The organism is Sphingomonas sp. dw_22, assembly GCF_018449795.1.
Classification (GTDB): domain Bacteria; phylum Pseudomonadota; class Alphaproteobacteria; order Sphingomonadales; family Sphingomonadaceae; genus Sphingomonas.
In genome coordinates this window covers 31,371-56,402 of record NZ_JAAVVE010000010.1, presented here as the reverse complement: position 1 = coordinate 56,402, position 25,032 = coordinate 31,371, and the positions used below count along the sequence as shown (strand labels likewise).

Annotated in this window: 23 protein-coding genes; 12 read left to right on the top strand and 11 right to left on the bottom strand. The window is 65.9% G+C overall.

Annotated features, from left to right (window positions below; translation table 11 throughout):
- Positions 1–98: 98 nt before the first annotated feature.
- The 3 genes from HB724_RS06870 to HB724_RS06860 all read right to left on the bottom strand — a co-directional run bounded on the left by HB724_RS06870 (position 99) and on the right by HB724_RS06860 (position 6,987).
- On the bottom strand, positions 99–2,423 hold the full coding sequence (locus tag HB724_RS06870) for a GH92 family glycosyl hydrolase (RefSeq protein WP_213980171.1): 2,325 nt from the start codon (positions 2,421–2,423) through the stop codon (positions 99–101).
- A 427-nt stretch (positions 2,424–2,850) separates the two neighbouring features.
- Positions 2,851–4,362 (bottom strand): acetyl-CoA hydrolase/transferase family protein, encoded by a 1,512-nt coding sequence (locus tag HB724_RS06865; protein ID WP_213980170.1) that lies wholly within the window; start codon positions 4,360–4,362, stop codon positions 2,851–2,853.
- 105 nt (positions 4,363–4,467) lie between these two features.
- Complete coding sequence (locus HB724_RS06860) at positions 4,468–6,987, bottom strand: glycoside hydrolase family 9 protein (RefSeq protein ID WP_346344680.1); 2,520 nt, start codon at positions 6,985–6,987, stop codon at positions 4,468–4,470.
- A gap of 210 nt (positions 6,988–7,197) precedes the next feature.
- Between HB724_RS06860 and HB724_RS06855 the strand changes: the two genes are divergently transcribed.
- Entirely contained in the window at positions 7,198–8,094 is an 897-nt protein-coding gene (locus HB724_RS06855) for an iron-containing redox enzyme family protein (RefSeq protein WP_213980169.1), read from the top strand.
- A gap of 3 nt (positions 8,095–8,097) precedes the next feature.
- Here HB724_RS06855 and HB724_RS06850 read toward each other — a convergent pair whose 3' ends face one another.
- From HB724_RS06850 to lgt, 5 genes are all read right to left on the bottom strand, one after another.
- Complete coding sequence (locus tag HB724_RS06850; protein ID WP_213980168.1) at positions 8,098–9,411, bottom strand: cystathionine gamma-synthase family protein; 1,314 nt, start codon at positions 9,409–9,411, stop codon at positions 8,098–8,100.
- Positions 9,412–9,687: 276 nt separating this feature from the next.
- The gene (gene pgeF / locus HB724_RS06845) at positions 9,688–10,437 is read right to left on the bottom strand and encodes a peptidoglycan editing factor PgeF (RefSeq protein ID WP_346344679.1); all 750 of its coding nucleotides are present in this window, start codon (positions 10,435–10,437) and stop codon (positions 9,688–9,690) included.
- Between the two features lie 17 nt (positions 10,438–10,454).
- Positions 10,455–10,961 (bottom strand): GNAT family N-acetyltransferase, encoded by a 507-nt coding sequence (locus HB724_RS06840; protein WP_213980167.1) that lies wholly within the window; start codon positions 10,959–10,961, stop codon positions 10,455–10,457.
- A complete protein-coding gene (locus HB724_RS06835; protein ID WP_213980166.1) occupies positions 10,958–12,043 on the bottom strand; it encodes an SAM-dependent methyltransferase in 1,086 nt (361 codons plus the stop codon). Before HB724_RS06835 ends, HB724_RS06840 begins: the two co-directional genes overlap by 4 nt.
- 55 nt (positions 12,044–12,098) lie before the next feature.
- Entirely contained in the window at positions 12,099–12,965 is an 867-nt protein-coding gene (gene lgt, locus HB724_RS06830) for a prolipoprotein diacylglyceryl transferase (protein ID WP_213980165.1), read from the bottom strand.
- A gap of 293 nt (positions 12,966–13,258) precedes the next feature.
- Between lgt and HB724_RS06825 the strand changes: the two genes are divergently transcribed.
- The 4 genes from HB724_RS06825 to HB724_RS06810 all read left to right on the top strand — a co-directional run bounded on the left by HB724_RS06825 (position 13,259) and on the right by HB724_RS06810 (position 18,444).
- Positions 13,259–15,502, top strand: coding sequence for a molybdopterin cofactor-binding domain-containing protein (locus tag HB724_RS06825; protein ID WP_213980164.1), 2,244 nt, complete (start codon positions 13,259–13,261; stop codon positions 15,500–15,502).
- On the top strand, positions 15,499–16,506 hold the full coding sequence (gene hemH, locus HB724_RS06820) for a ferrochelatase (RefSeq protein ID WP_213980163.1): 1,008 nt from the start codon (positions 15,499–15,501) through the stop codon (positions 16,504–16,506). The genes HB724_RS06825 and hemH overlap by 4 nt, the downstream gene beginning before the upstream one ends.
- Before the next feature lie 41 nt (positions 16,507–16,547).
- Positions 16,548–17,270: an acetoacetyl-CoA reductase gene (gene phbB / locus HB724_RS06815; protein WP_213980162.1), complete on the top strand. Its 723-nt coding sequence runs from the start codon at positions 16,548–16,550 to the stop codon at positions 17,268–17,270.
- Positions 17,271–17,454: 184 nt separating this feature from the next.
- Positions 17,455–18,444: an esterase-like activity of phytase family protein gene (locus HB724_RS06810; RefSeq protein ID WP_213980161.1), complete on the top strand. Its 990-nt coding sequence runs from the start codon at positions 17,455–17,457 to the stop codon at positions 18,442–18,444.
- A 72-nt stretch (positions 18,445–18,516) separates the two neighbouring features.
- Here the strand turns inward: HB724_RS06810 and rpmB are convergent, their stop codons facing one another.
- Complete coding sequence (gene rpmB, locus HB724_RS06805; RefSeq protein WP_213980160.1) at positions 18,517–18,813, bottom strand: 50S ribosomal protein L28; 297 nt, start codon at positions 18,811–18,813, stop codon at positions 18,517–18,519.
- A gap of 152 nt (positions 18,814–18,965) precedes the next feature.
- Between rpmB and HB724_RS06800 the strand changes: the two genes are divergently transcribed.
- From HB724_RS06800 to HB724_RS06780, 5 genes are all read left to right on the top strand, one after another.
- Entirely contained in the window at positions 18,966–19,247 is a 282-nt protein-coding gene (locus HB724_RS06800) for a hypothetical protein (RefSeq protein WP_213980159.1), read from the top strand.
- A gap of 75 nt (positions 19,248–19,322) precedes the next feature.
- Positions 19,323–19,751, top strand: coding sequence for a nucleoside deaminase (locus tag HB724_RS06795; protein WP_213980225.1), 429 nt, complete (start codon positions 19,323–19,325; stop codon positions 19,749–19,751).
- Between the two features lie 64 nt (positions 19,752–19,815).
- The gene (locus HB724_RS06790) at positions 19,816–21,114 is read left to right on the top strand and encodes a hemolysin family protein (protein WP_213980158.1); all 1,299 of its coding nucleotides are present in this window, start codon (positions 19,816–19,818) and stop codon (positions 21,112–21,114) included.
- A gap of 158 nt (positions 21,115–21,272) precedes the next feature.
- The gene (locus tag HB724_RS06785; RefSeq protein WP_213980157.1) at positions 21,273–22,196 is read left to right on the top strand and encodes an IS1595 family transposase; all 924 of its coding nucleotides are present in this window, start codon (positions 21,273–21,275) and stop codon (positions 22,194–22,196) included.
- On the top strand, positions 22,193–22,366 hold the full coding sequence (locus HB724_RS06780; RefSeq protein ID WP_213980156.1) for a hypothetical protein: 174 nt from the start codon (positions 22,193–22,195) through the stop codon (positions 22,364–22,366). Before HB724_RS06785 ends, HB724_RS06780 begins: the two co-directional genes overlap by 4 nt.
- Positions 22,367–22,617: 251 nt before the next feature.
- On the opposite strand, the gene HB724_RS06775 is transcribed toward HB724_RS06780, so the two are convergent.
- Complete coding sequence (locus tag HB724_RS06775) at positions 22,618–23,031, bottom strand: hypothetical protein (RefSeq protein WP_213980155.1); 414 nt, start codon at positions 23,029–23,031, stop codon at positions 22,618–22,620.
- A 324-nt stretch (positions 23,032–23,355) separates the two neighbouring features.
- Between HB724_RS06775 and HB724_RS06770 the strand changes: the two genes are divergently transcribed.
- Positions 23,356–23,958, top strand: a complete 603-nt coding sequence (locus tag HB724_RS06770; protein ID WP_213980154.1) for a hypothetical protein — start codon at positions 23,356–23,358, stop codon at positions 23,956–23,958.
- A gap of 36 nt (positions 23,959–23,994) precedes the next feature.
- Positions 23,995–24,324, top strand: a complete 330-nt coding sequence (locus HB724_RS06765; RefSeq protein ID WP_213980153.1) for a hypothetical protein — start codon at positions 23,995–23,997, stop codon at positions 24,322–24,324.
- A gap of 55 nt (positions 24,325–24,379) precedes the next feature.
- On the opposite strand, the gene HB724_RS06760 is transcribed toward HB724_RS06765, so the two are convergent.
- Entirely contained in the window at positions 24,380–24,982 is a 603-nt protein-coding gene (locus tag HB724_RS06760) for a hypothetical protein (RefSeq protein WP_213980152.1), read from the bottom strand.
- Positions 24,983–25,032 lie beyond the last annotated feature (50 nt).

Sequence of the window (25,032 nt, the reverse complement as noted above, 5' to 3'; positions counted from 1 at the left end):
CTGGTGGAGCGGCGGCGGACGCAGTCCGCCGTCTGCGACGGCGGCCCCTCCACCACCGCCTTCGGCGGCGGTCCCCCTCCCCGTGCCGGGGAGGAATTTTACTTCGCCACGCTCATCGAATAGGGCCGCGCCGCCTTGCCGGTACCCCAGCTCTTGTTCGGCACCGCCTGCATCGTGAACCTCAGCTCGCCCCCGGCGACGATCTCCTCATGGCGGATGAAGCTGCGCGCCAGCGGCTTGCCGTTGAGCGTCACCTTGCCGACATAGCGGTTCGCGTCCGACAGCCCATCCGCCAGCACCGTGAAGCGCTTGCCGTTCGGCAGGGTGAGCACCGCGCGGTCCACGAAGGGCCGGCCGATCACATATTCGTTCGTCCCCGGCGCCACGGGATAGAAGCCCAGCGAGGTGAACACGAGCCAGGCCGACATCTGGCCGAGATCGTCATTGCCCGAAAGCCCGTCCGGCGTGGGCTTGTACTGGCTCTCTACGATCTGCTTGAGCCGCTCCTGCGTCCGCCAGGGCTGGCCCGCATAGCCGTAGAGATAGGCGACATGGTGGCTCGGCTCGTTGCCGTGGATATACTGGCCGATCAGCCCGGCGATGTCCTCGGCATGGCTGTAGTCGACCTTCGAATTGTCGAAGTCGAACATCGCGTCGAGCTTCTTCACCACCGCCGCATCGCCGCCCATCAGGCGGAACAGCCCTTCCTGGTCCTGCGGCACGAACCACGAATATTGCCAGGCGTTGCCCTCGGTATAATCGGAGCCGTAGTTGATCGCGGTCGGATCGAAGGGCTCGCGATAGGCGCCGTCGGCCTTGCGGGCGCGCAGGAACCCGGTCTTCCCATCGAAGCTGTTGCGCCAGTTGCCGGCGCGCTTCTCGAAGGTTGCCGCCACGTCGGCCTTGCCCATCGCCCGGGCCATCCGCGCGATCGTCCAGTCGTCATAGGCATATTCGACCGTCTTGGAGGCCGCCTCGGGCTCCTTGTCGATCGGCACGAAGCCCAGCTTCATATACCAGTCGAGCCCGCCATAGGGGGCATAGGTCGCGCTTTTCACCATCGCGTCGAGTCCGGCCTGCGCGTCGAAGCCCTTCAGGCCCTTGAGATAGGTGTCGGCGATGATCGGCACGGCGTGATAGCCGATCATCGTCCAGGTCTCGCGCCCCTGGAACTGCCAGACGGGCAGGATGCCGAACGGGCTCGCCTGCTGGCTGGCGATCAGCGAGTTGATGAAGTCGGCGTTCTTCCGCTCGGGCTGGACGAGCATCAGCAGCGGATGCTCGGCGCGGAACGTGTCCCACAGCGAAAAGGTCGAGTGGAAGGTGAAGTCCTTGGCGATATGCACCTGATCGTCCGGCCCGCGATAGCGGCCGTCGGCATCCGAGAAGACGCTCGGCGCCATCAGGCTGTGGTAGAGCGCGGTATAGACGGTCTTCTTCATGGGCGTCGCCGCGTCGATCGCGACCGCGCCGAGGGCCTGTTCCCAGGCCGTGCGGGTGCCCGCGCGGATCGCGTCGAAATCGCCGGGTTCGCTGTCCAGATTGGCGAGGGCGCCGGCCTCATCGACGCCGGAGATCGCGACCTTCACTTCCAGCGGCTTGCCAAGCACGCCGAAATCGAACCGGGCGACCAGCGCGCGGCCCTCGATCTGCGCGGCATCGTCGGCGCCCCGGCTCGGCCCCTGGAAGCCGCGATAGGGCACCTTCTCCTCGCGGTTGAAGAAGGCATGGCCGGTCAGCGGCGCGTTCGGCCGGATCGCGAAATAGAGCTTCCGCGCCGGGGCCCAGCCGCGCGTCTCGCGCATGCCCGTGATCGTGCCGTCCGGCCGGACGCGCACCGTCGACCACAGGATCTTGCCCGGATAATTGTAGAGCGAGCTGCGCAGATCGAGCACCAGATGCGCCGCCTTGCCCGCCGGGAAGGCATAGCGCTGGACGCCGGTGCGCGTGCCGGCGGTCAGCTCGGCGCGGATGCCGGCATCGGCCAGCGTGACGCCGTAATAGCCGGGCTGGGCGATCTCGGTCGTGTGGCTGAAGGCCGAGCGATAGCCGGAGCCCGGCGTCTTCGGATCGCCCGGCTCCAGCGCGGCCTGATCGCCCGCCACCGGCATGATGAGGAAATCGCCCAGGTCCGAATGCCCCGCGCCCGAGAAATGGGTCATCGAGAAGCCCTGGATCGTCGGGTCATCGTAGCGATAGCCGGCGGCATGGCCATAGCATTGCCGGATCTCGCAGCCGGTATCGGTATCCGGGCTGAGCTGCATCATCCCGAACGGCGCGACCGCCCCCGGAAACGTATGCCCCTCGCCGCCGGTGCCGATCATCGGATCGACGCTCTCATAGGCGGTCTGGGCGAGGAGCGGAGTAGCGGCGAGGCCGGTAGCGGCGAGGGCGAGCGTCGCCCGGCGGAAATGCGCGATCATGGGCACGGGGGTAACCGCTGTTTCGCGCGGAGCAAAGGGGCGATGGCGAGGATGGGTGGATAGCTGCCGTCCCGGCCTCTTTCCCCTCTCCCGGCCTTGTTTACCGCGCCGGCGGAGGATCGCCCCCTCTCCAGGGAAGGATCGAGTTCTTGCAATGTAGGATTTCGCCTGCTTCGCTCGACAGGCGCCTGTGGTGCGCTGCTCTTTGAATCGTGGATCGGCAGGAAGACCGGCATGGCTGCGTCATGGGGGCGTGCGCGTAGCGTCCGTGGCGCATGCGCGTCGCGCCGCTGTCGCGTGGCCGCCGCATTCGTGTCGCGTCCCTGTGGCGCACCCGCCGCGTTAGCGGCGCGAACGTCCGTCGTTTCTCTGGGGAGGCGGCGAATTCACCTGCGCGAGGGTCAACTTGGTCAACCGACGGCCTCGTTCAGTCCCGCATCGTTCCCGTATCGATGAACCGCTGATGCCAGGCCAGCGCCTCGCCGCACAGCATCGGCGTCTGCTGGCCATAGCTGCCGGCCCGCGCCCGCGCATAATAGTCGAGCAGCATCGGGCGGTAGTCGGGATGGGCGCAGTTCTCGATCACCAGCTCGGCGCGCTGTCGCGGCGAGAGGCCGCGCAGATCGGCCAGGCCCTGTTCGGTGACGATCACCTGCACGTCCTGGGTGATGTGATCGACATGGCTGACATGGGGCACGATCGCGGAGATCGCGCCGCCCTTCGCGGTCGAGGGCGTCATGAAGATCGAAACATAGGCGTTGCGCGCGAAGTCGCCCGATCCGCCGATGCCGTTCTGGATGCGCGAGCCCATGATGTGCGTCGAGTTGACGTTGCCGTAGATGTCGGCCTCGATCATCCCGTTCATCGCCAGGCAGCCCAGCCGCCGCACGATCTCGGGATGGTTGCTGATCTCCTGGGGCCGCAGGATGATGCGGTCGCGGAAATCGGCCATCTCGGCATTGAGCCGCGCCGCCGCGTCGGGGCTCAGCGAAAAGGCGGTGCAGGACGCCATGCGCAGCTTGCCCGAGGCGAGCAGGTCGAGCATCCCGTCCTGCAGCACCTCGGTATAGGCGGTCAGATCGGTGAAGGGCGAATCGAGCAGGCCCGAGAGCACCGCATTGGCGATGTTGCCCACGCCCGACTGGAGCGGCAGCAGCGACGGCGGCAGCCGGCCCTTGCCCACCTCGTGCTGGAAGAATTCGATCAGATGGCCCGCGATCGCCAGCGCGGCCGCGTCGGGCGCGGCGAAGGGCAGGTTGCGGTCCGGCGCGTCGGTCTCGACCACCGCGATCACCTTGTCGGGATCGCAGCGGAACCAGGGCTCGCCGATCCGATCGTCGGGGCGGACCAAGGGGATCGGCACGCGGTGCGGCGGCAGCGCGGTGCCGTAATAGATGTCGTGCATCCCCTCCAGCGCGGGGTTCTGCCAGCGATTGACCTCCAGGATCACGCCGTGCGCACGATCGAGCCAGGTCTTGTTGTTGCCCACCGACGAAGAGGGGATCAGCGATCCGTCCGCGCGGATGCCGGAGATTTCGACCACCGCCACGTCGAGCGGCCCCAGGAAACCCTCCCACGCCATCGGCGCGACCTGGCTCAGATGCATGTCGAGATATTCCATCTCGCCGCGGTTGATCCGCTCGCGGGCGATCGGATCGGAATTATAGGGCAGGCGCAGCTCGATGCCGTCGACCTTCGCCAGCGCGCCGTCCAGCTCCGGCCCGGTGGAGGCGCCGGTCCATACCCGGACGCGCAGCTTCCGTCCGGCGGCATGCTCGCGCTCCATCCGGGCGGCGAGCGCCATCGGCACTGCCTTGGGATAGCCCGATCCGGTGAAGCCGCTCATCCCCACGGTCATCCCGTCGCCGATGAAATTCGCGGCTTCCTCCGCGGACATGACCTTGGCGGCGAGGGCGGGGTGGGCGATGCGATCGGACATGGTTCTCCTCTGGGCGGGTCGGGCCTGCCCGGCCCCCATGACGAGGCAGCGACACGATTGCAATAGTTGCAATCGAATTTTGGGTATGTTCTTGGAATGGCCGGATTATTGTTTTTGCGTGTGCTCCCGGGTCAGCGCGATCCCGGCCTGGACGAGCTCGATATAGCTCGGCCCCATGTTGATGACATATTCGTTCTCGCCCCAGAAGAACGGCCAATGCTCGCTGTTCTCGGGGAAGTCCGGCTTAAGGATCAGCACGCCGGGCACCACGCCGCCCGCGATGAACGAGAAGTCGGCGCGGTTGTTGCCATAGGCGACTTCCTTCGAGACCGTGCCCACGCCCGACACGAACGAGATGTCCGAACCCGGATGGGTGCCGTGGAGGAAATCGAGCGCGCGATAGGCCAGGCTGCCGTCGGTCACCTGCGGGAACGCCTTGTGCAGCACATAATCGGTGATGCCGGTCTGGATCACCGTGCCGTTGCCCGCCCAGCCACCGGTGGTGACGGGCACGCCGTAAGGATTGTCGGGAGCCTGCGCGGCCTTCCAGGCGCGGGCGGCCTTCTCGACTTCGGCGCGGTAGCCGGCGGGCATGTGCGGCAGCGCCTGCACCGCGGTCTGCGCATATTGGCCGAAGCGCGTCGCGATCTCGGGCCATAGCGCCGAAACGCGGTCGGCATATTGCCTGTCGCCGGTGGTAACGAGCAGTTCGACCGCCGCGCCGAATTCCTCGCCCGGCAGCCAGCCGCCGGTGGTGTTGCCATGGCTGTAGGTGTCGGGAGCGTGGCCATGCTCCTCGGCCCAGACGCGCGTGGCGAGGGCCAGCGCCTTGTCGGCCAGCGTGTCGTTGTAGCCGCGCAACGCCCGGCTCGACGCGGCCAGGGCCGCCGCCGATCCATAGTTGAGCGCACTCGCCTTGGTGGTGAACACCCAGCGATCGTCGGGCGTGCCGCTGCGGCCGTCCTTGCGCTCGCCATAAGCGAGGCTCGGATCGTAGATCAGCCCGTCGGTCTTGGAGGCCGCGTCGCCCAGATGCGTATATTGCGCCACGTCCGGCTCGACCACGCCGTGCACGGCATGGCCCACGGCGTCGAACATCGATGCGAGATAGAGCACGCCATGCTCGATCTGCTGGAGCACGTCCGGCTTGCCGTCGGGCACATGGATTTCGACATGGCGCAGCTTCTCGTCGACCAGGGTCTGGTCGCGCGTCGGCCGGTAATCCTCCCAGATGCCGACCAGGGTGCGGATCACCGCGTACTGGGTCTGGGTGCGGATGTCGAAGTCGCCCGCGTCGAGCCAGCCGCCGACATTCAGGCCCGGGATATGCTCGCCGGGCTTGAACCTGGTGTCCGTCGTCGGCCCCTGGGCATAGAGATCGATATGCTCATGGTTGACCGGCGCCTGGCGGGCATCGTCGCGGTGGCTGTCGCCGTGCCAGACACGGTACGCCTCGTTGACCAGCATATGGTCCATCGCGATCGGCATATAGACGTCGAGGCTCGGGTGCCACGCCGCGTCGTAGAGATCGGGTGCGATGCGGAAGGTCGCGGTGCGCTTGCCGTCGTATTCGAGCAGATAGGTGCCGGGCTGCTTGATCGCGCTGAAATCGAAGACCCGGTAGGCATAGCGCAGATATTTGCCCCAGGGCTTGGCCGCGCCGCTGAGCACCGGTTCGAGTCCGCCGGTCTCGGAAACACGCAGCAGCCGCGCGGTGGCGGGGGCGGCCGTCATCGCCGGATCGAGCTCGATCACCGCCAGCTTCGCCTGATCCGGCGCATAGCCGAGCTGCGAATGGCCGATCACCGGCTCGCGCATCCAGCCGGGCACGCTGTTCGGCGTCAGTGTCCATTGGACGACCGTGCCGGTCTTGCCTGCGGGGATCGCGCTGCGGACGACGAACCAGCCATTCTGCGCCTGGTCCCGGCCGTCGAACAGGTCGAGCTTGCCGGTGGAAGAGGCAATCGTCACGCGCCGCGCCGGGTCTTCGGGCGCGAGCACCAGCGTCTGCCCTGAGGCAAAGGGCAGCGGCTCGGCGCCGGGGCCGATGTCGCGCCCGCTCGCGGCATTGCGCTCGCCGCCCGCGACCATGTCGCTGCTCGGATAGAGCGGGAAGGCGCCCGACTTGCCGTCGGCCATCAGGCTCTTGTGGAAATAGGCCGAGGGGATGAATTCGAGGTTGAACCCGGCCTTGCCTGCCAGCGCCTCGGGCAGCGGCTTGTCGAGCACGACCGAGAGCAGCACCGATCCGCCGCGATGCTCGGCGCGGATACGGTATTGGAAGCCGTAATCGGGATATTCGAGCAGCGCCTCGATCGTGCCGGTCTTGGGATCGACATCGCGCTTCACCATCCGGCCGATCGGATCCCATTGGCCGGGCGTGGCGGAAAGGCGGACATCGCCGTTGGTCGCGGTGCGCTCGCCCTGCTGGATGATCTCGACGCCGCTGATCTTGGAGTCGGCGAACAGCCCGTCATACCAGTTGGAGAAGACCAGCACGTTCACGCCGGGGCTCTCGAAATAGCCGGCATCGCCGAGCGTCAGCGCGGTCTGGGCATGAACGGGAAGGGCGGTTCCGGCGAGCAGGCAGGCACAGATCAGGCGTCGAACGGCTTTGGCTTTCACGTCGCTCTCCTCGAATGGCGGGTTCGCTCCCGCGCTATGAAGTTAGCGCTAACACAGGCCGGGAAGCTGGAAAAGGCGGATGCGCCGCCACGCGAACGATGCACGGTTCGTCCCGGGATTCGCGCTGATCCAGGTTAGAGCTCCCTTAAACTGCGGAACCATCACGCTTTTCTGCCGGTTTTTTGGGTTCGATCAGGAGAGCATTCCATCATGGCGACAAGAGCGCGCGTTTTCGCGAACGATACCGGCTCGCAATTTCTCAGGGACAGTTTCCAACGCGGGCTCGCGCATTGGAACCGCGAGCGGCTTTCACCCGGATTCCCGAGCGAGGATTGGCAGCGCATCTTCGAGCGCGACGTGAAGATGCAGCGGCTGGAAGGCGCGTTCCTGGAAGAACTGCGCGCCGAGGTGGTCGATGAGGCCGCGGCGGCGCCTACCGACGCGGACGGCTTCATCGCCTGGTTCGAGGAACTGGCGGCGACCGGGCCAGGGCAGGGTGATCCTCTGTTCCCGTGGCTGTGCGCGAAGGCCGGCATCGACGAACTGCGATGGTTCTTCGAACAGGAGGCCGCAGGCGAGGCGGGGTTCGACGATCTGGTGGCGATGACCCAGGTCAAGCTCCCCGTCCGCCCCAAGCTGGAGCTCGCGCGCAATTATTGGGACGAGATGGGTCACGGCACCTTCGCGGGCATGCACGGCCCCATGCTCGACGCGCTGGTCGAGACGCTGCAGGTCGATCCCGTCATCGAGAACACATTGTGGGAGAGCCTGGCGCTCGCCAATGCGATGACGGCGATGGCCACCAACCGCCGCTATGCCTGGCATTCCGTCGGTGCGCTCGGCGCGATCGAACTGACCGCGCCGGGCCGCTCGGCGATGGTCGCCGAAGGGCTCAAGCGGCTCGGCTTCTCGGGCAAGGAGCGCCGCTATTTCTCGGTCCACGCCGTGCTCGACATCAAGCACAGCATCGAATGGAACAAGGAGGCGATCCGCCCCGCGATCGAGGAGGATCCAGCACGCGCCACGGCGATGGCCGAGGGCGCGCTGATCCGCCTCAAATGCGGCGCCCGCTGCTTCGAAGCCTATCGCGCGCGGCTCTGGAACTGAGGGCTAGACCGCCTTCAGCGCCTCCTCGAAGTCCGCGATCAGATCGTCGGCATCCTCGACGCCGATCGAGATGCGCACCAGATTGTCGGTGATGCCCAGCGCCTGCTTGCGCGCCTCGGGCACTGACAGGTGCGTCATCCCGGCGGGATGGCTCGCCAGCGTCTCGGTGCCGCCCAGCGAGACCGCGAGCTTGGCGATCTTGAGGCTGTCGAGGAACGCGAACGCCTCCTTCTCGCCGCCCTTGAGATACAGCGAGAAGGTCGATCCGGCGCCGGTGCAATGGCGGCGATAGATGTCGGCCTGGCGTTCGTCCGCGCCGCCTTCGAGGAAGCCGAGATAGCCGACATGCTCCACCTTGGGATGCGTGCGCAGGAATTCGCAGACCTTGGCGGCATTCTCGCCGGCGCGGCTCATGCGCAGCTCCAGCGTCTCCAGCGAACGCAGCAGCATCCAGGCGGTGTTGGGATCGCAGATCGTGCCGATCGTGTTGCGCATCAGCCGGATCGTGTTGATGTGCTCCTTCGATCCCAGCACGCCGCCCGCGACCAGGTCCGAATGGCCGCCGGCATATTTGGTCAGCGAATAGACGACGATGTCGGCACCCTGCCTGAGCGGCTGCGCCCAGAGCGGCCCGAGGAAAGTGTTGTCGATCGCGATCGGCGGCTTGGCCCCCTTGAAGATCGCATCGCGGCTGGCGCGAACGGCCTCGACATCGACCAGCGCGTTGGTCGGGTTGGCCGGGCTTTCGAGATAGATCAGCGCGACATTGCCGCTCGCAGCCTTGGAGAGCACCGCGTCGATCTCCGCGCGCGTCGCGCCGGCCGGGAAGTCGAGCCAATGCACGCCGAACCGGCCCAGGATGCGCGCGATCAGCGTCTCGGTCGCGGCATAGAGCGGGCCGGAATGGACGATCGTGTCGCCCGGCTTGACCATCGACAGGAACAACGTCGCGATCGCCGACATGCCCGAGGAAAAGGCGAGCGCATCCTCGGCCTCTTCCCACACCCCCAGCCGGTCCTCCAGTATCTCCTGGTTCGGCCCGTTGAAGCGCGAATAGACCAGTCCCTCGGCGCCGCCCGGGCGCTTGCCGGTGACGCCCTCGAAATGGCGCTTGCCCGCCGCGGCATTGGGGAAGACGAAGGTCGAGGTGAGGAAGATCGGCGGCTTCAGCGAACCTTCGGAAAGCACCGGATCATAGCCATAGCCCATCATCATCGTGCTGGGCTTCAACTTGCGATTGCCGATCTTGTCGGCCGAAGGCTTGGGGCGACGGCGGGGTGCGCCGCCGGTCAGATCGGCTTCGGTCTCGTCGGTCATGCTCTTCTCTCCGCACGGGGCGTGGCTGCCCTCGGTTTCGTAACATCTGTAACGAGTTCTTCGCCTTCGCGCAGCCCCTGAGGTTGGCGAGGTCAGGTTGACATGGTTGACACCGGTATTGCGAAAAATCCTTCCTCCCCGAAGGCGCTTGCGGGGCCGGGGATCGAACGAAGCATGGCGCGGCGATGTTGCATCGGCGCGACCGGAGCATGCGAAATCCTATTTTGGAAGGCGGGTGTTCGCCGGGATGACGACTCTAATTGGAAAGGTCTTGCTTCAACCCAATCCAATGATGCTGATCTGGCGGCCGTAATCGGGCTCGCCGCGATGCGTGGCGCGGCGGAAGCTGTAGAAGCGGTCCTCCTGCGCATAAGTGTCGAGCCCCAGCGCCTCGACGGTGCGGATTCCGGCCTCGGCGAGGCGGTGCGCGACATAGGCTTCGAGGTCGAACTGGAAATGCCCCGGCTTGCCGTCGGCGAAGAAACGCTCGTTGGCGGGATCGTCCTCGGCGAAGCGGCGGAAGAAGCCTTCGTCCACTTCGTAGCTCGCGCGGGCGATGCACGGGCCGATCGCCACGGCGATGCGCTCGCGCTTCGCCCCCAGCTTTTCCATCGCGGCGATCGTCGAATCGGTGACGCCGCCGATCGCGCCCTTCCACCCGGCATGCGCCGCGCCGATCACGCCGGCCTGCGCGTCCGCGAACAGCACCGGCGCGCAATCGGCAGTGAGGATGCCGAGCGCGAGGCCGGGCCGGTCGGTCGCCAGCGCATCGGCATGGGGGCGCTCGGCGAACGGCTCGGTCGCCGTCACCGCGTCGGGCGAATGGATCTGAAAGACCGTCACCAGCCGCCCGCCGGGCAGCACCGCCTCGGTCGCGCGGCGGCGGTTCTCGGCGATCAGCGCGGGATCGTCCTGCGATCCGGTGCCGACGTTCAGTCCGGCGAGAATGCCGCTGGAGACCCCGCCGCGCCGGCCGACAAAGCCGTGGGCGATGCCGTCCAGAGCCTTCGCACGCGTAACGTCCACGTCATCGGACTTTGGGCTCACAGGTCGAGGCTCCAGATGCGATCGTCGTCGATATGGTCGCCGACTCGGAATGCGTAGCGGCCGACCTCGCGGAAGCCATAGCGTGCATAGAAACGCTGCGCCCGGACATTCTCGACGAAGACGCTCAGCACCATGCGCGTCGCGCCGCGCGTGCGGGCGGTGGCGACCGCCCAGTCCATCAGCACCGGTGCCACGCCTTCGCCCTGCCAGCGGCCGAGGACATAGAGCTGATGCAGCTCGATCGTCCGCGTGCCCCAGTCGCCGGGAAAATCGACCGGACCGAGCTTGATGAAGCCGGCGATCGCCTCGTTCTCGCAGGCGAGCCGCACCGAATAGGCGGGATCGTCGAGCTGCGACGGTAAGCCGTCCGCGCCGAAGGCCCGATCGAGGAAGGCGGCGAGATCGGAGGCGCGGTAGAGGCTCCCGAACGTATCGGTGAAGGCGCGCTGGGCCATGGCCGAGAGCGCGGGGCCGTCGGCGGGAACGGCATCGCGATAGATCATGCGAAGCCCGCGGGGACCGGCCAGCCCGGCGCGGTGATCGCGAGCACCTTGAAGAGGTCGCCCATCGCCTCCTCGCCGATCAGCCGGTCGCGATCGACGGCGATATCGGCCGCGCGCTCAGGGCTGGCCTTGGCCAGCGCCTCGGCCCGCGCGCCGATGCCCAGCGCGGTCAGGAAACTTCCCTGCGTCACCGGGCCGTAGGCGACCAGTCCCTCGGCCTCGGCGGCTTCGCGCAGCGTGGCGAAATCGACATGCGCGGTCAGGTCCGCCTCGCCCGGCTCCTCGAACGGATTGGCATATCGATGCCCGCGCACCGCCTGGAGCGTGTCGCCGATCGCAGGGCCTTCATAGCCGTAATCGATGATGAGCGCCGCGCCGCCCTGGGTGAGCAGCCGCTGCGCGAGCCCGCGCAGCGTCGCCACGCTGGCGGGAGAGGTCTCCAGGATCGATCCCGGCGGTGCGTCGCGCAGATCGGGCGGGATAATCATGTCGAAGCTGCGGTCGCCCGCGATCGGCAGGAACAAGGTGTCCTGGCAGGCGACCAGCCGTTCGCGCCAGCCGTCGTTCGTCGCCACAAGCTGGCGGATCGGCAGCGCATCGAAGAATTCGTTGGCGACGACGAGCAGCGGCCCCTCTTCGGCGATGCCGGTGAAGCCCAGATGCCATTCGGCGCCCGGCACGCGCTCGGCCTGGGCGGCGCGCAGCGTCGGGCTGGTCTCGACGAAATCGACCGGTGGGTTGAGCCCCGCCTTGGCCATGGCGCGCAGGGCGTCGGCGGCGAGCGTGCCGCGCCCCGGCCCCAGCTCGACATAGCGCGCCGCGGGGCGTCCGGCGCGGTCCCACAGATCGGCCAGCCACAGGCCGATCAGCTCGCCGAACATCTGGCTGATCTCGGGCGCGGTGGTGAAGTCGCCGCGCGCGCCCAGCGGATCGCGGGTGCCGTAATAATGGGCGTTCGCCGCGCCCATGAACTGCGACAGCGGGATCGGCCCCGCCATGGTGATGGCGCGGGCCAGGCGTTCGGGCAGCAGATCCCCCTTCCGCTTGCGGGAGGGGTCAGGGGAGGGGGTGGAGTCTGTCATCGGCGGCGGCACATGCCCTCCCCCAACCCCTCCCGCAAGCGGGAGGGGCGCTTTCCTAGGCGACGCTCTCGCTGCCCGCGATCGGCTCGACGCGGTGGCGGCGCCCCTTCGCGGTCACGATGAAATAGATGCCGAGCGCGATCATCGGCAGGCACAGCACCTGGCCCATATGGATGACGTCGGCGAAGAAGGTGCCGTGGAACTGCTGGTCGGGCTCGCGGAAGAACTCGACGAAGAAGCGGAAGCAGCCATAGCCGAGCAGGAAGATGCCGACGAGCTTGCCCGGCTGGTAACGCGCCTTGGTCTTCCAGAAGAAGAACCAGAGGATGGCGAACAGGGCGATGCCCTCCAGCCCCGCCTCGTAGAGCTGGCTGGGATGGCGGGCCACGTCGCCGCCATTGGGGAAGACCATCGCCCAGGGCAGGTCCGCTGGCTTGCCCCACAGCTCGCCGTTCACGAAATTGGCGAGGCGGCCGAAGAACAGCCCGAACGGCGCGCAGCAGGCGACATAGTCATGCACGCGCAGCCAGTTGAGCCCCTGGCGCCACGAAAGCAGGATGATCGCCAGCGTCGTGCCGATCACGCCGCCATGGAACGACATGCCGCCGTCCCACAGCTTCAGGATCTGGAGGGGGTGCCCGAACATCTCCGGCGCATAGAAGATCACATAGCCCAGCCGTCCGCCCAAGATGATGCCGAGCGTCGCATAGAAGACCAGGTCGTCGGCATGGCGCCGCGCCATCGGCGCGCCGGGCTGGGCGAGCAGCTTGAGCAGATACCACCAGCCGATCAGGATGCCGGCGATATAGGCCAGCGAATACCATTTGATCTCGAAGAATTTGAGGTCGAGCGCGACCTTGCTCAGCCCCAGGCTGCTGAAATGGATGTGGTCGCCGGCGGCGGCCAGGGCATGGAAAAGCACGGTGGATCGATCCTCGGCGAATGTCCCGGGCACCGATAGAGCAGCCGCGTGGCAAACCCAAGTCCCGTGGCGTGCTTTGGGGGGAGCGGCATCCGAACATACCTCCACCCGTCACCCCGGCCGAAGTGCCGGGGTCCACTCCTCCTCCAGAGAGCCCCTTGAGCCTCTAGCCGCTCTCCCAGCATCCCGGTGGACCCCGGCACTTCGGCCGGGGTGACGATGGAGTTTTCTGCAATTCGCCTTTGGACGTAGCCCGCTGGCGCCGCGCGTCCGGCCACGATAGAGCGGGCGCAATGCCGTCGAAGCTGAAATCGCGGATCCATCTCGACCGGCGCACGCTGTTGATCGGCGGCGGCGTAGGCGCAGGGCTGGTGGTCGCTTGGGCGGTATGGCCGCGCACCTATCTGCCGAACCTCACCGCCTCGCCCGGCGAAAGCCTGTTCGGCGCATGGCTCAAGATCGGCACCGACGGACATGTCAGCGTCGCGATCCCCCAGGCCGAGATGGGGCAGGGCGTGTTCACCGCGATGCCGCAGATCGTCGCCGACGAACTGGGTGCGGACTGGAAGATGGTCGGCGTCGAGCCCGCCCCGCTCAACCCGCTCTATGCCAACCCCCTGGCCGCCGCGACCCTGTTCGAGCTGGCGCTGGGATCGATGCCCGGGCAGCTCCGGCGCACCTATGCGTCGCGCACCGGGTTGATGCTCACCGGCTGCTCGACTTCGATCCGCTATTTCGAGGACCAGCTCCGCCATGCCGGCGCGACAGCGCGCGTGCTGCTCTGCAAGGCAGCGGCGCGGCGCTGGGGCACCGATTGGCAGGCGTGCGGCACCGCGAACGGCTTCGTCGTCCATGGCAATCAGCGCCTGCCCTTCGGCCAGCTGGCCGCCGACGCGGCCGACGAGCACGCGCCCGATCCGGTGCCGCTGCGCACCGGCGACGACAACCGGCTCTATGGCCAGCCGCTCCCCCGGCTCGATACGCCGGCGAAGGTCGACGGCAGCGCCAATTACGCCGCCGACATCCGCCTGCCGAACATGGTCTATGCCTCGATCCGCCAGGGGCCGGTCGGGGCGACCGAGCTGGTGCGCGTCGATCGCGCGGCGGCGGACAAGATACCGGGCGTGCTCAAGGTCGTGACGACCAGGGACTGGGTCGCGGCGGTCGCCAATAACTGGTGGGCGGCCGACCGCGCGATCGAGGCGATGCGGCCGCGTTTCAAGCTGCCCGATCCGGTCGTCAACGACGATTCGATCGAGGAAACGCTCGGCAAGGCGTTCGACGGCGAAGGCGCGCGCATCGCGGAGGCAGGCGATCTCGCCGCCGAATTCCGTGGCGCGAAGATCGTCTATGCCGAATATCGCGTCGGCCTCGCGCTCCACGCGCCGTTGGAGCCGATGACCTGCACCGCCTCCTATATCGACGGCAAGCTCGCGCTGTGGCTGCCCACCCAGGCGCCCGGCCTCGCCCGCACGGCGGCGGCGCGGGCGGCCGGGATCAGCGAGGGCCGGGTGACCGTCCATCCGATGATGGGCGGCGGCTCCTTCGGCGCAAAGCTGGAGCATGACGTCGCGGCGCAGGCGGCGCTGCTCGCCAGGGAGATTGGCCGCCCGGTCCAGCTCACCTGGCCGCGCGGTGAGGATTTCCGCCACGATCGCTATCGCCCCGCCGCTGCCGGCCGGCTGAGCGCGAAGCTGAACGCGCGCGGCGCGATCACCGGCTGGCTCGCCAAGATCGCCGCGCCCGAGACGGGGCGCGAACTCGCCAAAAGGCTGCTGGGGGGCGATCCGGTGATCGCGGCGTCGCTGGCGATGCCGGGATCGGGCGATCCCTCGGCGATCGCGGGCGCGCTGCCGGCCTATGCGATCCCCAATTACGCGATCGACCATCATCCGGCCGATTACGGCATTCCCACCGGCTATTGGCGCGGCGGGGCGCACAGCTACACTGCCTTCTTCACCGAAAGCTTCATCGACGAGTTGGCGCATGTCGCCGGGATCGACGCGGTCGCGTTCCGCATGGCGATGCTGGGCCAGCAGCCCCGGCTCGCGCGCTGCCTCCAGACGGCGGCGCAACTGGGCGGCTGGCAGGGCGGCACGCCGGGCAGCGGCCAGGGCATCGCCTGCCACAGCTTCCGCGGCTCGCACATCGCGGTGATGGCCGAGGCGCACCTGACCGCCGATCGCAAGGTGAAGGTCGATCGGCTGGTCGCCGCGGTCGATTGCGGGCGGGTGGTCAATCCCGATCTCGTGACGCAGCAGATCGAGGGCGGGCTGATCTTCGGCATGGCGGCGGCGCTGGGCGCCTCCACCGGCTTCACCGAGAATGTGGCGGACGCGCGCGAGATCGCCGATCTCGACCTGCCGACGCTCGCCGATTCGCCCGATGTGACGGTGGAGATCATCCGCAGCGGATCGGACACCGGCGGCGCGAGCGAGCTGGCGGTGCCCCCGGTCGCCCCGGCGATCGCCAACGCGCTTCAGGCCGCGACCGGCGTGCGCTTCCGCCGCCTTCCCTTGCTGTCGGACGTCGAATGACCCTGCCTCCCGATCATCCGGCGGTGCCGCCGCGCCGCATCGGCGTGCTGCTCGTCAATCTCGGCACGCCCGACGCGCCCGAGGCGGGGGCGGTGCGGCGCTATCTGGGCGAGTTCCTGTCCGATCGCCGCGTCGTCGAGATTCCGCAAATCCTCTGGCAGCCGATCCTGCGCGGCATCATCCTGCGCACCCGCCCGAAGAAATCGGCGCATGCCTATCGCCAAGTCTGGCGCGAGGACGGCTCTCCGCTTGCCGCGATCACGCGCGAGCAGGCCAAGGCGCTGGAGGGCGCATTCGGACCCGATGTGATCGTCGGTCATGCGATGCGCTACGGCAAGCCGGCGATCGCCGAACGCCTCCAGGCGCTCAAGGACCAGGGATGCGATCGCATCCTGCTCGCGCCGCTCTATCCGCAATATTGCGCGGCGACGACCGCGACTGCCAACGATGCCGCCTTCGCCAAGCTGGCGAGGATGCGCTGGCAGCCCGCGCTGCGGACGCTGCCACCCTATCATGACGATCCCGACTATATCGCCGCGCTGAAGGCGTCGGTCGAATCCTCGCTGGCCGCGCTGGATTTCACGCCCGATGCACTGATCGCCAGCTTTCACGGCATGCCCGAGCGCACGCTGCACCTCGGCGACCCCTATCATTGCCAATGCCGCAAGACCGCGCGCCTGCTCGGCGAGGCGCTGGGGCGCGAGTTGATCGTCACCTTCCAGTCGCGCTTCGGCCGCGCCAAATGGCTCGAACCCGCGACCGACTCCACATTGGCGGCGCTGCCGGCCAAGGGCGTGAAGCGCGTCGCCCTGGTCGCTCCCGGCTTCGCGGCGGATTGCCTGGAGACGCTGGAAGAACTGGCGATCCGCGGACGCGGAACATTCCTTACGGCGGGGGGCAGCGATTTCGCCTATCTGCCTTGCCTGAACGCCGGCGAACCCGGCATGGAAATGCTCAGGAAGATCGTCAGTCGGGAACTTGCCGGATGGACGGCACAGCCCTAGCACTTCAAAAAACGGCGGAAGCGAAAGAGAGAGGACGACGAATGGCACGCGTAGCGATCGTGACGGGCGGCACCCGCGGCATCGGCAAGGCGATCAGCCTCGCGCTGAAGGAGGCCGGCATAACGGTTGCCGCCAATTATGCCGGCAATGACGAAAAGGCACAGGCCTTCACCGAACGCACCGGCATCGCCAGCTACAAATGGGACGTGGGCGATTTCGACGCCTGCGCCGCCGGCGTCGCCCAGGTCGAGGCCGAACTGGGTCCGGTCGATATCGTCGTCAACAATGCCGGCATCACCCGCGACGGCACGATCCTGAAGATGACCCGCGAGATGTGGGAAGACGTGATCCGCATCAATCTGGGCGGCTGCTTCAACATGGCGCATGCGGTGTTCCCCGGCATGCGCAGCCGCAAATGGGGCCGGATCGTCAATATCGGCTCGATCAACGGCCAGGCCGGCCAATATGGCCAGGTCAATTATGCCGCCGCCAAATCGGGCATCCACGGCTTCACCAAGGCGCTATCGCAAGAGGGGGCCCGTGCAGGCATCACCGTGAACGCGATCGCGCCGGGCTATATCGATACCGACATGGTCGCCGCCGTGCCGGCCGAGGTGCTGGAGAAGATCGTCGCCAAGATTCCGGTCGGCCGCCTGGGCCAGGCGCATGAGATTGCGCGCGGCGTGGCGTTCCTGTGCTCGGAGGAGGCGGGCTTCGTCACCGGATCCACGCTGTCGATCAACGGCGGCCAGCACATGTACTGAATCGATCGGGGGCCGGCTCTTTCGAACCGGCCCCCGGCCCTCGATACGCTACGCGAGGGATCGGTACGCGAACAACGATTCCTCTCTAGCGGGGGTCTGTTGATTTGAAGCTGAACGAACTGGTTATCTGGCGTTCATAATTCGCCGCTGGCCGGGCCGCGCGCAGCGGCTATGAGGCGGGGCGATGCGGTTCGGCTTCCTGAAATATGCGGTCTTCCTGCCGGCGTTGATGCCGGCGGCATCCGGGCGCGAGATGCGGCTGCGGCTGGGGCCGGCGACGCCGATCGAGGCGGTCCGCGTGCCGCTCGATACCGGCGATCCGGCGCGGACCCGGCTGGGTGCGTTGACCTATCTGGGCGGCGTCCGGCTCAGGAACGGCGATCCGGCATTCGGCGGCTTCTCGGCGATGCAGGTGCAGGGCGATCGCTTCACTTTGCTCAGCGACGCGGGCAATATCGTGCAGTTCCGCATGGGCCCGGACTGGATCCCGCGCGACGTGCGTTTCGGCGACTTGCCGGCAGGGCCGGGGAGCCCGGCCTACAAGATGAATCGCGATTCCGAATCGATGGCGCTCGATCCCGCCACGGGGAAATTCTGGGTCGGGTTCGAACGGCACAATGCGATCTGGCGCTACGATCCCGGCTTCTCCCGCGGCGAAGCCAGCGCGAAACCGCCGATCATGCGCGACTGGTCCGAAAATGGCGGCGCCGAATCGATGGTCCGGCTGCGCGACGGCCGGTTCGTCGTCATCAGCGAGACCACGCGGCCGGACAAGGGCAGGCGCCGCGCCGAGCGGGTGGTGGCGATCTTCCCGCGCGATCCGACCGATCCGGCCGGCAAGGTGCAGGAACTCTCCTATGTGCCGCCGGCGCATTACGATCCCAGCGACGCGGTCGAGCTGCCCGACGGCCGGCTGCTGGTGCTCAACCGGCGAATCACCCTGCGCGACCTGTTCACCGCGAAGCTGACCCTGATCGACATCCGCGGCGCGAAGGCGGGAACGGTGCTGCGCGGAACGGAGATCGCCACCTTCGCCGCGCCCGTCCAGCACGACAATTTCGAATGCCTGGCGATCACCCGCGAAGGCGCCGCGACGATCCTGTGGGTCGCGTCCGACGACAATCAGGAATGGTGGGAGCAGTCGCTGCTGCTCAAGTTCCGGCTGGACCTGTAAGTCAGCCGGACACGGCTCGGCCCACCCCCGCGCGAAGCGGGAGCGGGCCGTTGCCGGTACGCCAGACCCGAATCAGGCCGCGACGGTTTCCGAAGCCTTTTTGCGCACTTCGCGCTTCAGGCGGCGGGCACGCAGCGAGAGATCGTCGTCGCTGGTCTTGAGCAGCCAGTTGTCGAGACCGCCGACATGCTCGACCGAACGCAGGCCGTGCGTCGAGACGCGCAGGCGCACGCTCTTGCCCAGAGCGTCGGAGATCAGCGTCACATTCTGCAGGTTGGGCAGAAAGGTGCGCTTGGTCTTGTTATTGGCGTGGGAAACGTTGTTTCCCACCTGCCGGCCCTTGCCGGTCAGCTCGCAAATGCGCGACATCGCTTCAAATCCTGAGTTTTGGCCTAAGCCGGAAAGGCCGCGCCGATAACCCCATTGCAGGGCCACGTCAACCGATTCACCGATTTCGACGCAACCGGGCGGCCCTATGCAACGTTGATTACGCGAACGATTCAATCGGAGGGACGAAGCGAATGCGTACAATCTTGGTGCTGATCGGTCTTGTCGCGATCGTCGTCGTCATACTCATGTCGCTGGGGATGCTCAATCTCCAGATGCAGAGCGGCAGCTTCCCCACCGTCACCGTGAACACCAAGGGCGGCGAGCTGCCCAAGGTGAAGGCGGAAACCGGCACGATCGATCTCGGCACCACCAGCAGCACCGTCCGGGTTCCCACTGTCGAGATGCGGAACACGACCGTCACCACGCCCACGATCAACGTGAAGCCGGCCGCCACGCCGACTCCGGCGCAATGAACCGGATCGTCGCCGCACTCGCCTGAGCCGGGCGGGGGCGCTATGCCCCTGCCGATGTTTCCCCTCCCCGAACCGATGCGCGCCGCCTTCGAAGCGGCACGGGCCGCCGCCGGGCAGGGCGAAGTGCCGATCGGCGCGGTGGTGGTGTGCAACGGCGAAGTCATCGCCATGGCCGGCAATGCTCCGCGCACGCTCCACGATCCCACCGCCCATGCCGAGATGCTGGCGATTCGCGCCGCGGCGTCGAGGCTCGGCCGCGACCGGCTGGAGGATTGCGACCTCTGGGTGACGCTGGAGCCGTGCGCGATGTGCGCCGGCGCGATCGCGCATGCCCGGATCGCCCGGCTCTATTACGCGGCGAGCGATCCCAAGGGCGGCGCCGTGGAGCACGGCCCGCGCTTCTTCGCCCAGCCGACCTGCCACCACCGCCCCGAAATATATTCGGGCATCGGCGAGGCCGAGGCCGCGGAAATGCTCAGGAATTTCTTCCGGGATCGCCGCTAGAAGCGAAAGCCTGCACCAGCAGGTTGTAGAAGGCGGCCTAGTGCGGATATGGAGTCCGCCTCACATGAACGCCCCCTTTCCCTGGATCGACGTCGCGATCATCCTCGTGCTGGTTGCCGTGAACGGCGTCTTCTCGATGTCGGAGCTGGCGATCGTCTCCGCGCGCACCGCCCGGCTGGAGGCGCTCGCGCGCAACGGCAACAAGGGCGCAGCGACCGCGATCCTGCTCGCGGCCGATCCCGGCAAGTTCCTCTCGACCGTCCAGATCGGCATCACCCTGATCGGCATCGTCGCCGGCGCCTATTCGGGCGCCAGCCTGGGCGAGCCGGTCGGGCAGCGGATCCAGTGGCTCGGCCTCGACGCCGAGACTGCGCATACCGTCGGTATCGCGCTGGTGATCGCGCTCACTACCTATGCCTCCCTGATCGTCGGCGAGCTGGTGCCCAAGCAGTTCGCGCTGCGCTCGCCCGAGCCGATCGCGGCGGCGATGGCGGTGCCGATGCTGTGGCTCAGCCGGATCACCGCGCCGATCGTGTGGCTGCTCGACAGGAGCAGCGCGCTCGTCTTCCAGATCGTCGGCCTCAATCGCGAATCGGAAAATCGGGTGACGGCGGAGGAACTGCACCTGATCGTCGCCGAAGCCTCCAAGTCGGGCGTGATCGAGGAGCACGAGCGCTCGATCATCTCGGGCGTGGTGCGCCTTGCCGATCGCCCGGTGCGCGAGGTGATGACGCCGCGCACCGATGTCGACTGGATCGACGTGGCGCTCGACGGCGCGGGCATCCGCGAGGCGCTGCTGGCGACGCCGCACACGCGCCTGCCGGTGGCGGAGGGATCGGTCGATTCGGTGATCGGCGTCGTCCAGGCGCGCGACATCGCCGCCGCGCTGTTCCGCGGCGAGGCGCTCGACCTGCGAAAACTGATGCGCCCTGCGCCGATCCTGCCCGATCAGGTCGATGCGATGGACGCGCTGGGCGCGCTGCGCCGTGCCGAGGTGCCGATGGGCCTGGTCCATGACGAATATGGCCATTTCGAAGGCATCGTCACGCCCGCCAATTTGCTCGCCGCGATCGCCGGTGAATTCGCTTCGGACGCCGAGCCGGGCGAGAACCCCAATGTCGTGGTGCGCGAGGACGGCTCGCTGCTCGTCTCGGGCCAGATGCCCGCCGATGCGCTGGCCGAGCGGCTCGGCATCGACCTGCCCGAGGACCGCGACTATGCCACCGTCGCCGGCCTGGCGCTGGCGGTGCTCAAGCATTTGCCGAACGAAGGCGAGGCCTTCACCGAACAGGGCTGGCGCTTCGAGATCGTCGATCTGGACGGCCGCAAGATCGACAAGCTGCTGGTGCGGGAAGAGCGCTGACGCGCCTTTAAGCCCCTCCCCTTCAGGGGAGGGGTTTGGGGGGTGGGGGACGCCTCGCAGAGACCGTCGCCCCGGCATAACTGCCCCACCCCAACCCCTCCCCTGAGGGACTTATATACATGCTTGACCCAATATCCGATTGAGGATATGGATATGGCATGGAAAACGAATCACCCTTGAAGCAATTCGACACGCTGTTCCAGATGATGGCGGCGTTTCCGGATGAGCAATCGGCAATTGACCATTTCACCGCGATCCGGTGGAAAGACGGTGCGTTTTGCCCGCTATGCGGCTCGACGCGGGTCTATCATTTCTCGGATAGGCGCACCCATAAATGCGGGGATTGTCGGAAGCGTTTCAGCATCAAGGTAGGAACAATTTTCGAAGACTCGAAGATCGAACTTCGCAAGTGGATGATGGCCATCTGGCTTATCACTTCGCATAAGAAGGGGATTGCCAGTACGCAGCTTGCCAAGGATTTGGGGGTCACGCAGAAAACCGCATGGTTCATGCTGCACAGGTTGCGTCACGCGGTCCGCACGCAATCCTTCAACCGCCCGCTGGATGGCGAGGTTGAGGTTGATGAAACCTATGTAGGAGGAAAGGCCAGCAACCGTCATAAGGGCGATCCCAAGAATGGCCCCGGCACTTCTGGCAAGGTTGCTGTAATCGGCGCATTGCAACGTGGCGGCAAGGCCGTCGCAACGGTGATCGACCGGACCGACACGCGGACCCTGGATATCTTCGTTCATGCCGTCGTTGATCCTTCCGCGACGATCTCGACGGATGAGCACTCAGGATATCGGCATCTTGGTCGCACCTTCACGCATGGAGTGGTTCGCCATAGCGCTGGTGAGTATGTGTCCGGCGACACGCATACGAACGGAATTGAGGGATTTTGGTCGCTTCTCAAGCGCCAAATCGTAGGCATTCATCACTTCGTGTCGCCGAAGCACTTGAACGCCTATGTTGCCGAAAGCACGTGGCGCTTCAATCTTCGGGAAATGGGCGAGGGAGCGCGCGTTAATGCTCTATTGGCCGAAACCAATGGTCGTTTGCGCTACAAGGAACTGATCGCATGAAAGAAGGCCCAAGGGAAAAGCCGCTCGGGCTGGATATGCCTTTTGATGAAGCGTTCGCCAGATTCCTCGGGACTGATCCAAAAGAGGTTTCGGAGAATATAGAACGCGGAAAGCAAAAGCGGGGACCGCCGAAGCAGCCCCCACCCGTTGATGATGAGTCGCCGGATTAGAGACGACGAACCCTTCGCCAGAGATTTTTCGAGCGATTACGCCAATGCGGCCTCACCCGTTCGATCTTTCGATGACGAATCCGGAAATATCCCCGCACAAAACGCATGGGAATCCCACTTCATGGTTGCTCTCAGAGGGCAAACATGCGAAATAGAAGGTGTTGAGGCTGTCTATTCCGAAGGCGCATGTCGCCTATGAGAGTAGGTTGCGGATCGGGCCAGCCTTCGGGTTGGCCCTTTCTGCTTATGGCTTAACTCACATCGGCACCTCCCTGATTTTCTTGCGTCAGGTATATGGTTTTGCCGACTCTGCGAACCCGCTCAGCGGATGCCATCTTGCTTATCAGTGAGGCATAGGAGCCATCCGACAGCGGCTCGTCGCGCTCCAAGTTCACTGCCTCCTTGAGAGCATTGCGCTCCATGCTCCCGCCATTGTCGCGCAGAAGTCGAAGCACCTTCGCATGCTGCCCCGGAATGCCGTCCACACTCCGTTTACGCCCCCGCTTCGGCGCGGACACAGCGAGGGCCTCGGGCACCTCTACGCCACGAAGCTTGCGGATCATGCGGATAGTAATTTCCAAATCGTCCCGCTCCTTCTGAAGCGCAGGAAGAGTGGCATCAATTTCCGCTTGTCGAGCAACGGCCTTATCTAGGTCATCAATCATGGCGATGGCCTATATTGGCGGAAATGCAATCTCGCAACCCCGTATTAGGCAATGTTTGCAATAAATCAGAAAAACTTGCGGCCAATCTCGAATTGGGCAATAACCGAATCAGCCCAAGCGGAGTGGATGCCGCGCGGGCTGCGCAAATGCGCTGACACAGGGACTTCCGGCTCTCGGGCCGGGTGGCCCGCGAAATAAAAGACCCTCGTAAGGTCGTCGGGTAGCTCCTGGCGGCTGGGAATACGCGGGGCGTAGTTCCCTGTGTCTGCGCATCCAACCGCCCGGCTTAGGCCGGGCACGCAGGGGGATGATATGCGGACCTTGATGCTGGCACTTGCCGCCTTAGTCGCCTTCACACCAGAGCTGGCGCAAGCTCAGAGCAAGCAACTCAAGAAGTTGCTCGCCATGACGCCAGATGATTTTTACGGGAAACTCCGCCGCGACGGTGGCGGCAGTCTAGATACATGGGTAGGATTCTCAACAGAGAATGGCTTTCAGCAAAAGCAGGGACTACTCGGCCTCATTCCGACAGATGTATATCTCAAGGCCGCGATTGATCGGAAAACAGGCGAAACTGTCTTTAGCGTAACAGGAATAGCCAATTATTACGGCGACTGGATGCTGTTCGACAGGGCTTCCTATGAAACATCGGGCGGACCAAAGGATGCAACTCTAGACGTGATTGCAAGAGATGTAGTGTCATGCGCCGGATCTCAGGTGATGGGTGGGTGCAAGATGCGGGAGGCATTCAACTTTGTGGTCGATGAGGCGGTTCTAAGGTCTTTTGCCGTAAAGTCTGGAGTGCAGGGCATATGGAGAATCAAATTCCGTTCATCTCGCGGACGGGATTGGATTGATGGATTCTCGCCAGCGGAGATCATAGCCATCCTTAGGGCGGTGGACGAGTTTCGATCTTCTATAAAATAATTAAGATAACTTTGGTATTTCGGTGGGGAGGACGAAATGGCAGATTGGGATGATGTTTTCGAGAAAGAGGGCGAAGAAATCGTTCGTCTTAAGATTCAAAAGAACCAGTACAACTCGGCTATCATGTCATTCGCCATTGCATGGCTGGCTCAGCGCGAATTGGTATCAAGGCTAACAACGGAATCCACCAACGCTGAGCATTTGGAAGCAGCGCGTTCTGCGGCGGAAGCGGCTTGGGATGCATCAAAAGCGGCTTGGGATGCTACCCGTCGCGCCCATACCGCCAACGTAATCGCTACGATCTCCATGGCGATAACCACGATATTAGCTATCGTGTCCATTATCGTGCAGTTCGTGAAAACGTGAATTGTGGGTCAAGCATGTATATAAGTCCCTCCCCTGAAGGGGAGGGGCTTAAATATCAAAGCTTCCCGAACACCGCCTCATACCCCGCCACGTCGTCCGCCGCGAGGAAGCGGGCCTGCTCGATCCAGCGGTCGCGCCCCATGCGGCCCTGGAAATTGCCGAGCTGCGCGTCGAGCGCCTCGGCGTCGTCCGGCGTCAGCGCCGCGATCTGGGCGAAGCGGGCGATGCCGAGCGCGTTCAGCCGCTCGACCAGCTTGGGGCCGACGCCCTTCATCCGCGTGAGATCGTCGCCGCCCGTATCGGCGGACACCGCCCCCGGCACGTCCGCCGCAAGCGATGCCGGCGATGCATCCAAAGGCGCGGCGGCGGCGATCGGCTCGTCGGCGACCGGCGGCTCGGGCACGATCTCGGATTCAGGCGGCAGTGGCGCTTCCGCGAGGGGCGCCGGCTCCGGATCGCCGACGAAATGCGCCTCGCCGCGCTCCTCCAATTCCTTCTGCGCGCGCCGGCGGCGCACCGCGAGCAGGTTCCCGCGCAGGAGGATGAACAGCGCGAACAGAACCCCGAGCGCAATCAGCGCGAACGGCAAGGCCAGCCATCCGGGCATCCAGGCAAGGATCGCCGCCGCGGGCGTCGCGCTTTGCACCTGATCGTTCATCCGCGCGCCCTCCCGACGCCATGCAATGCTGTTCGGGCACCTGCATAGCG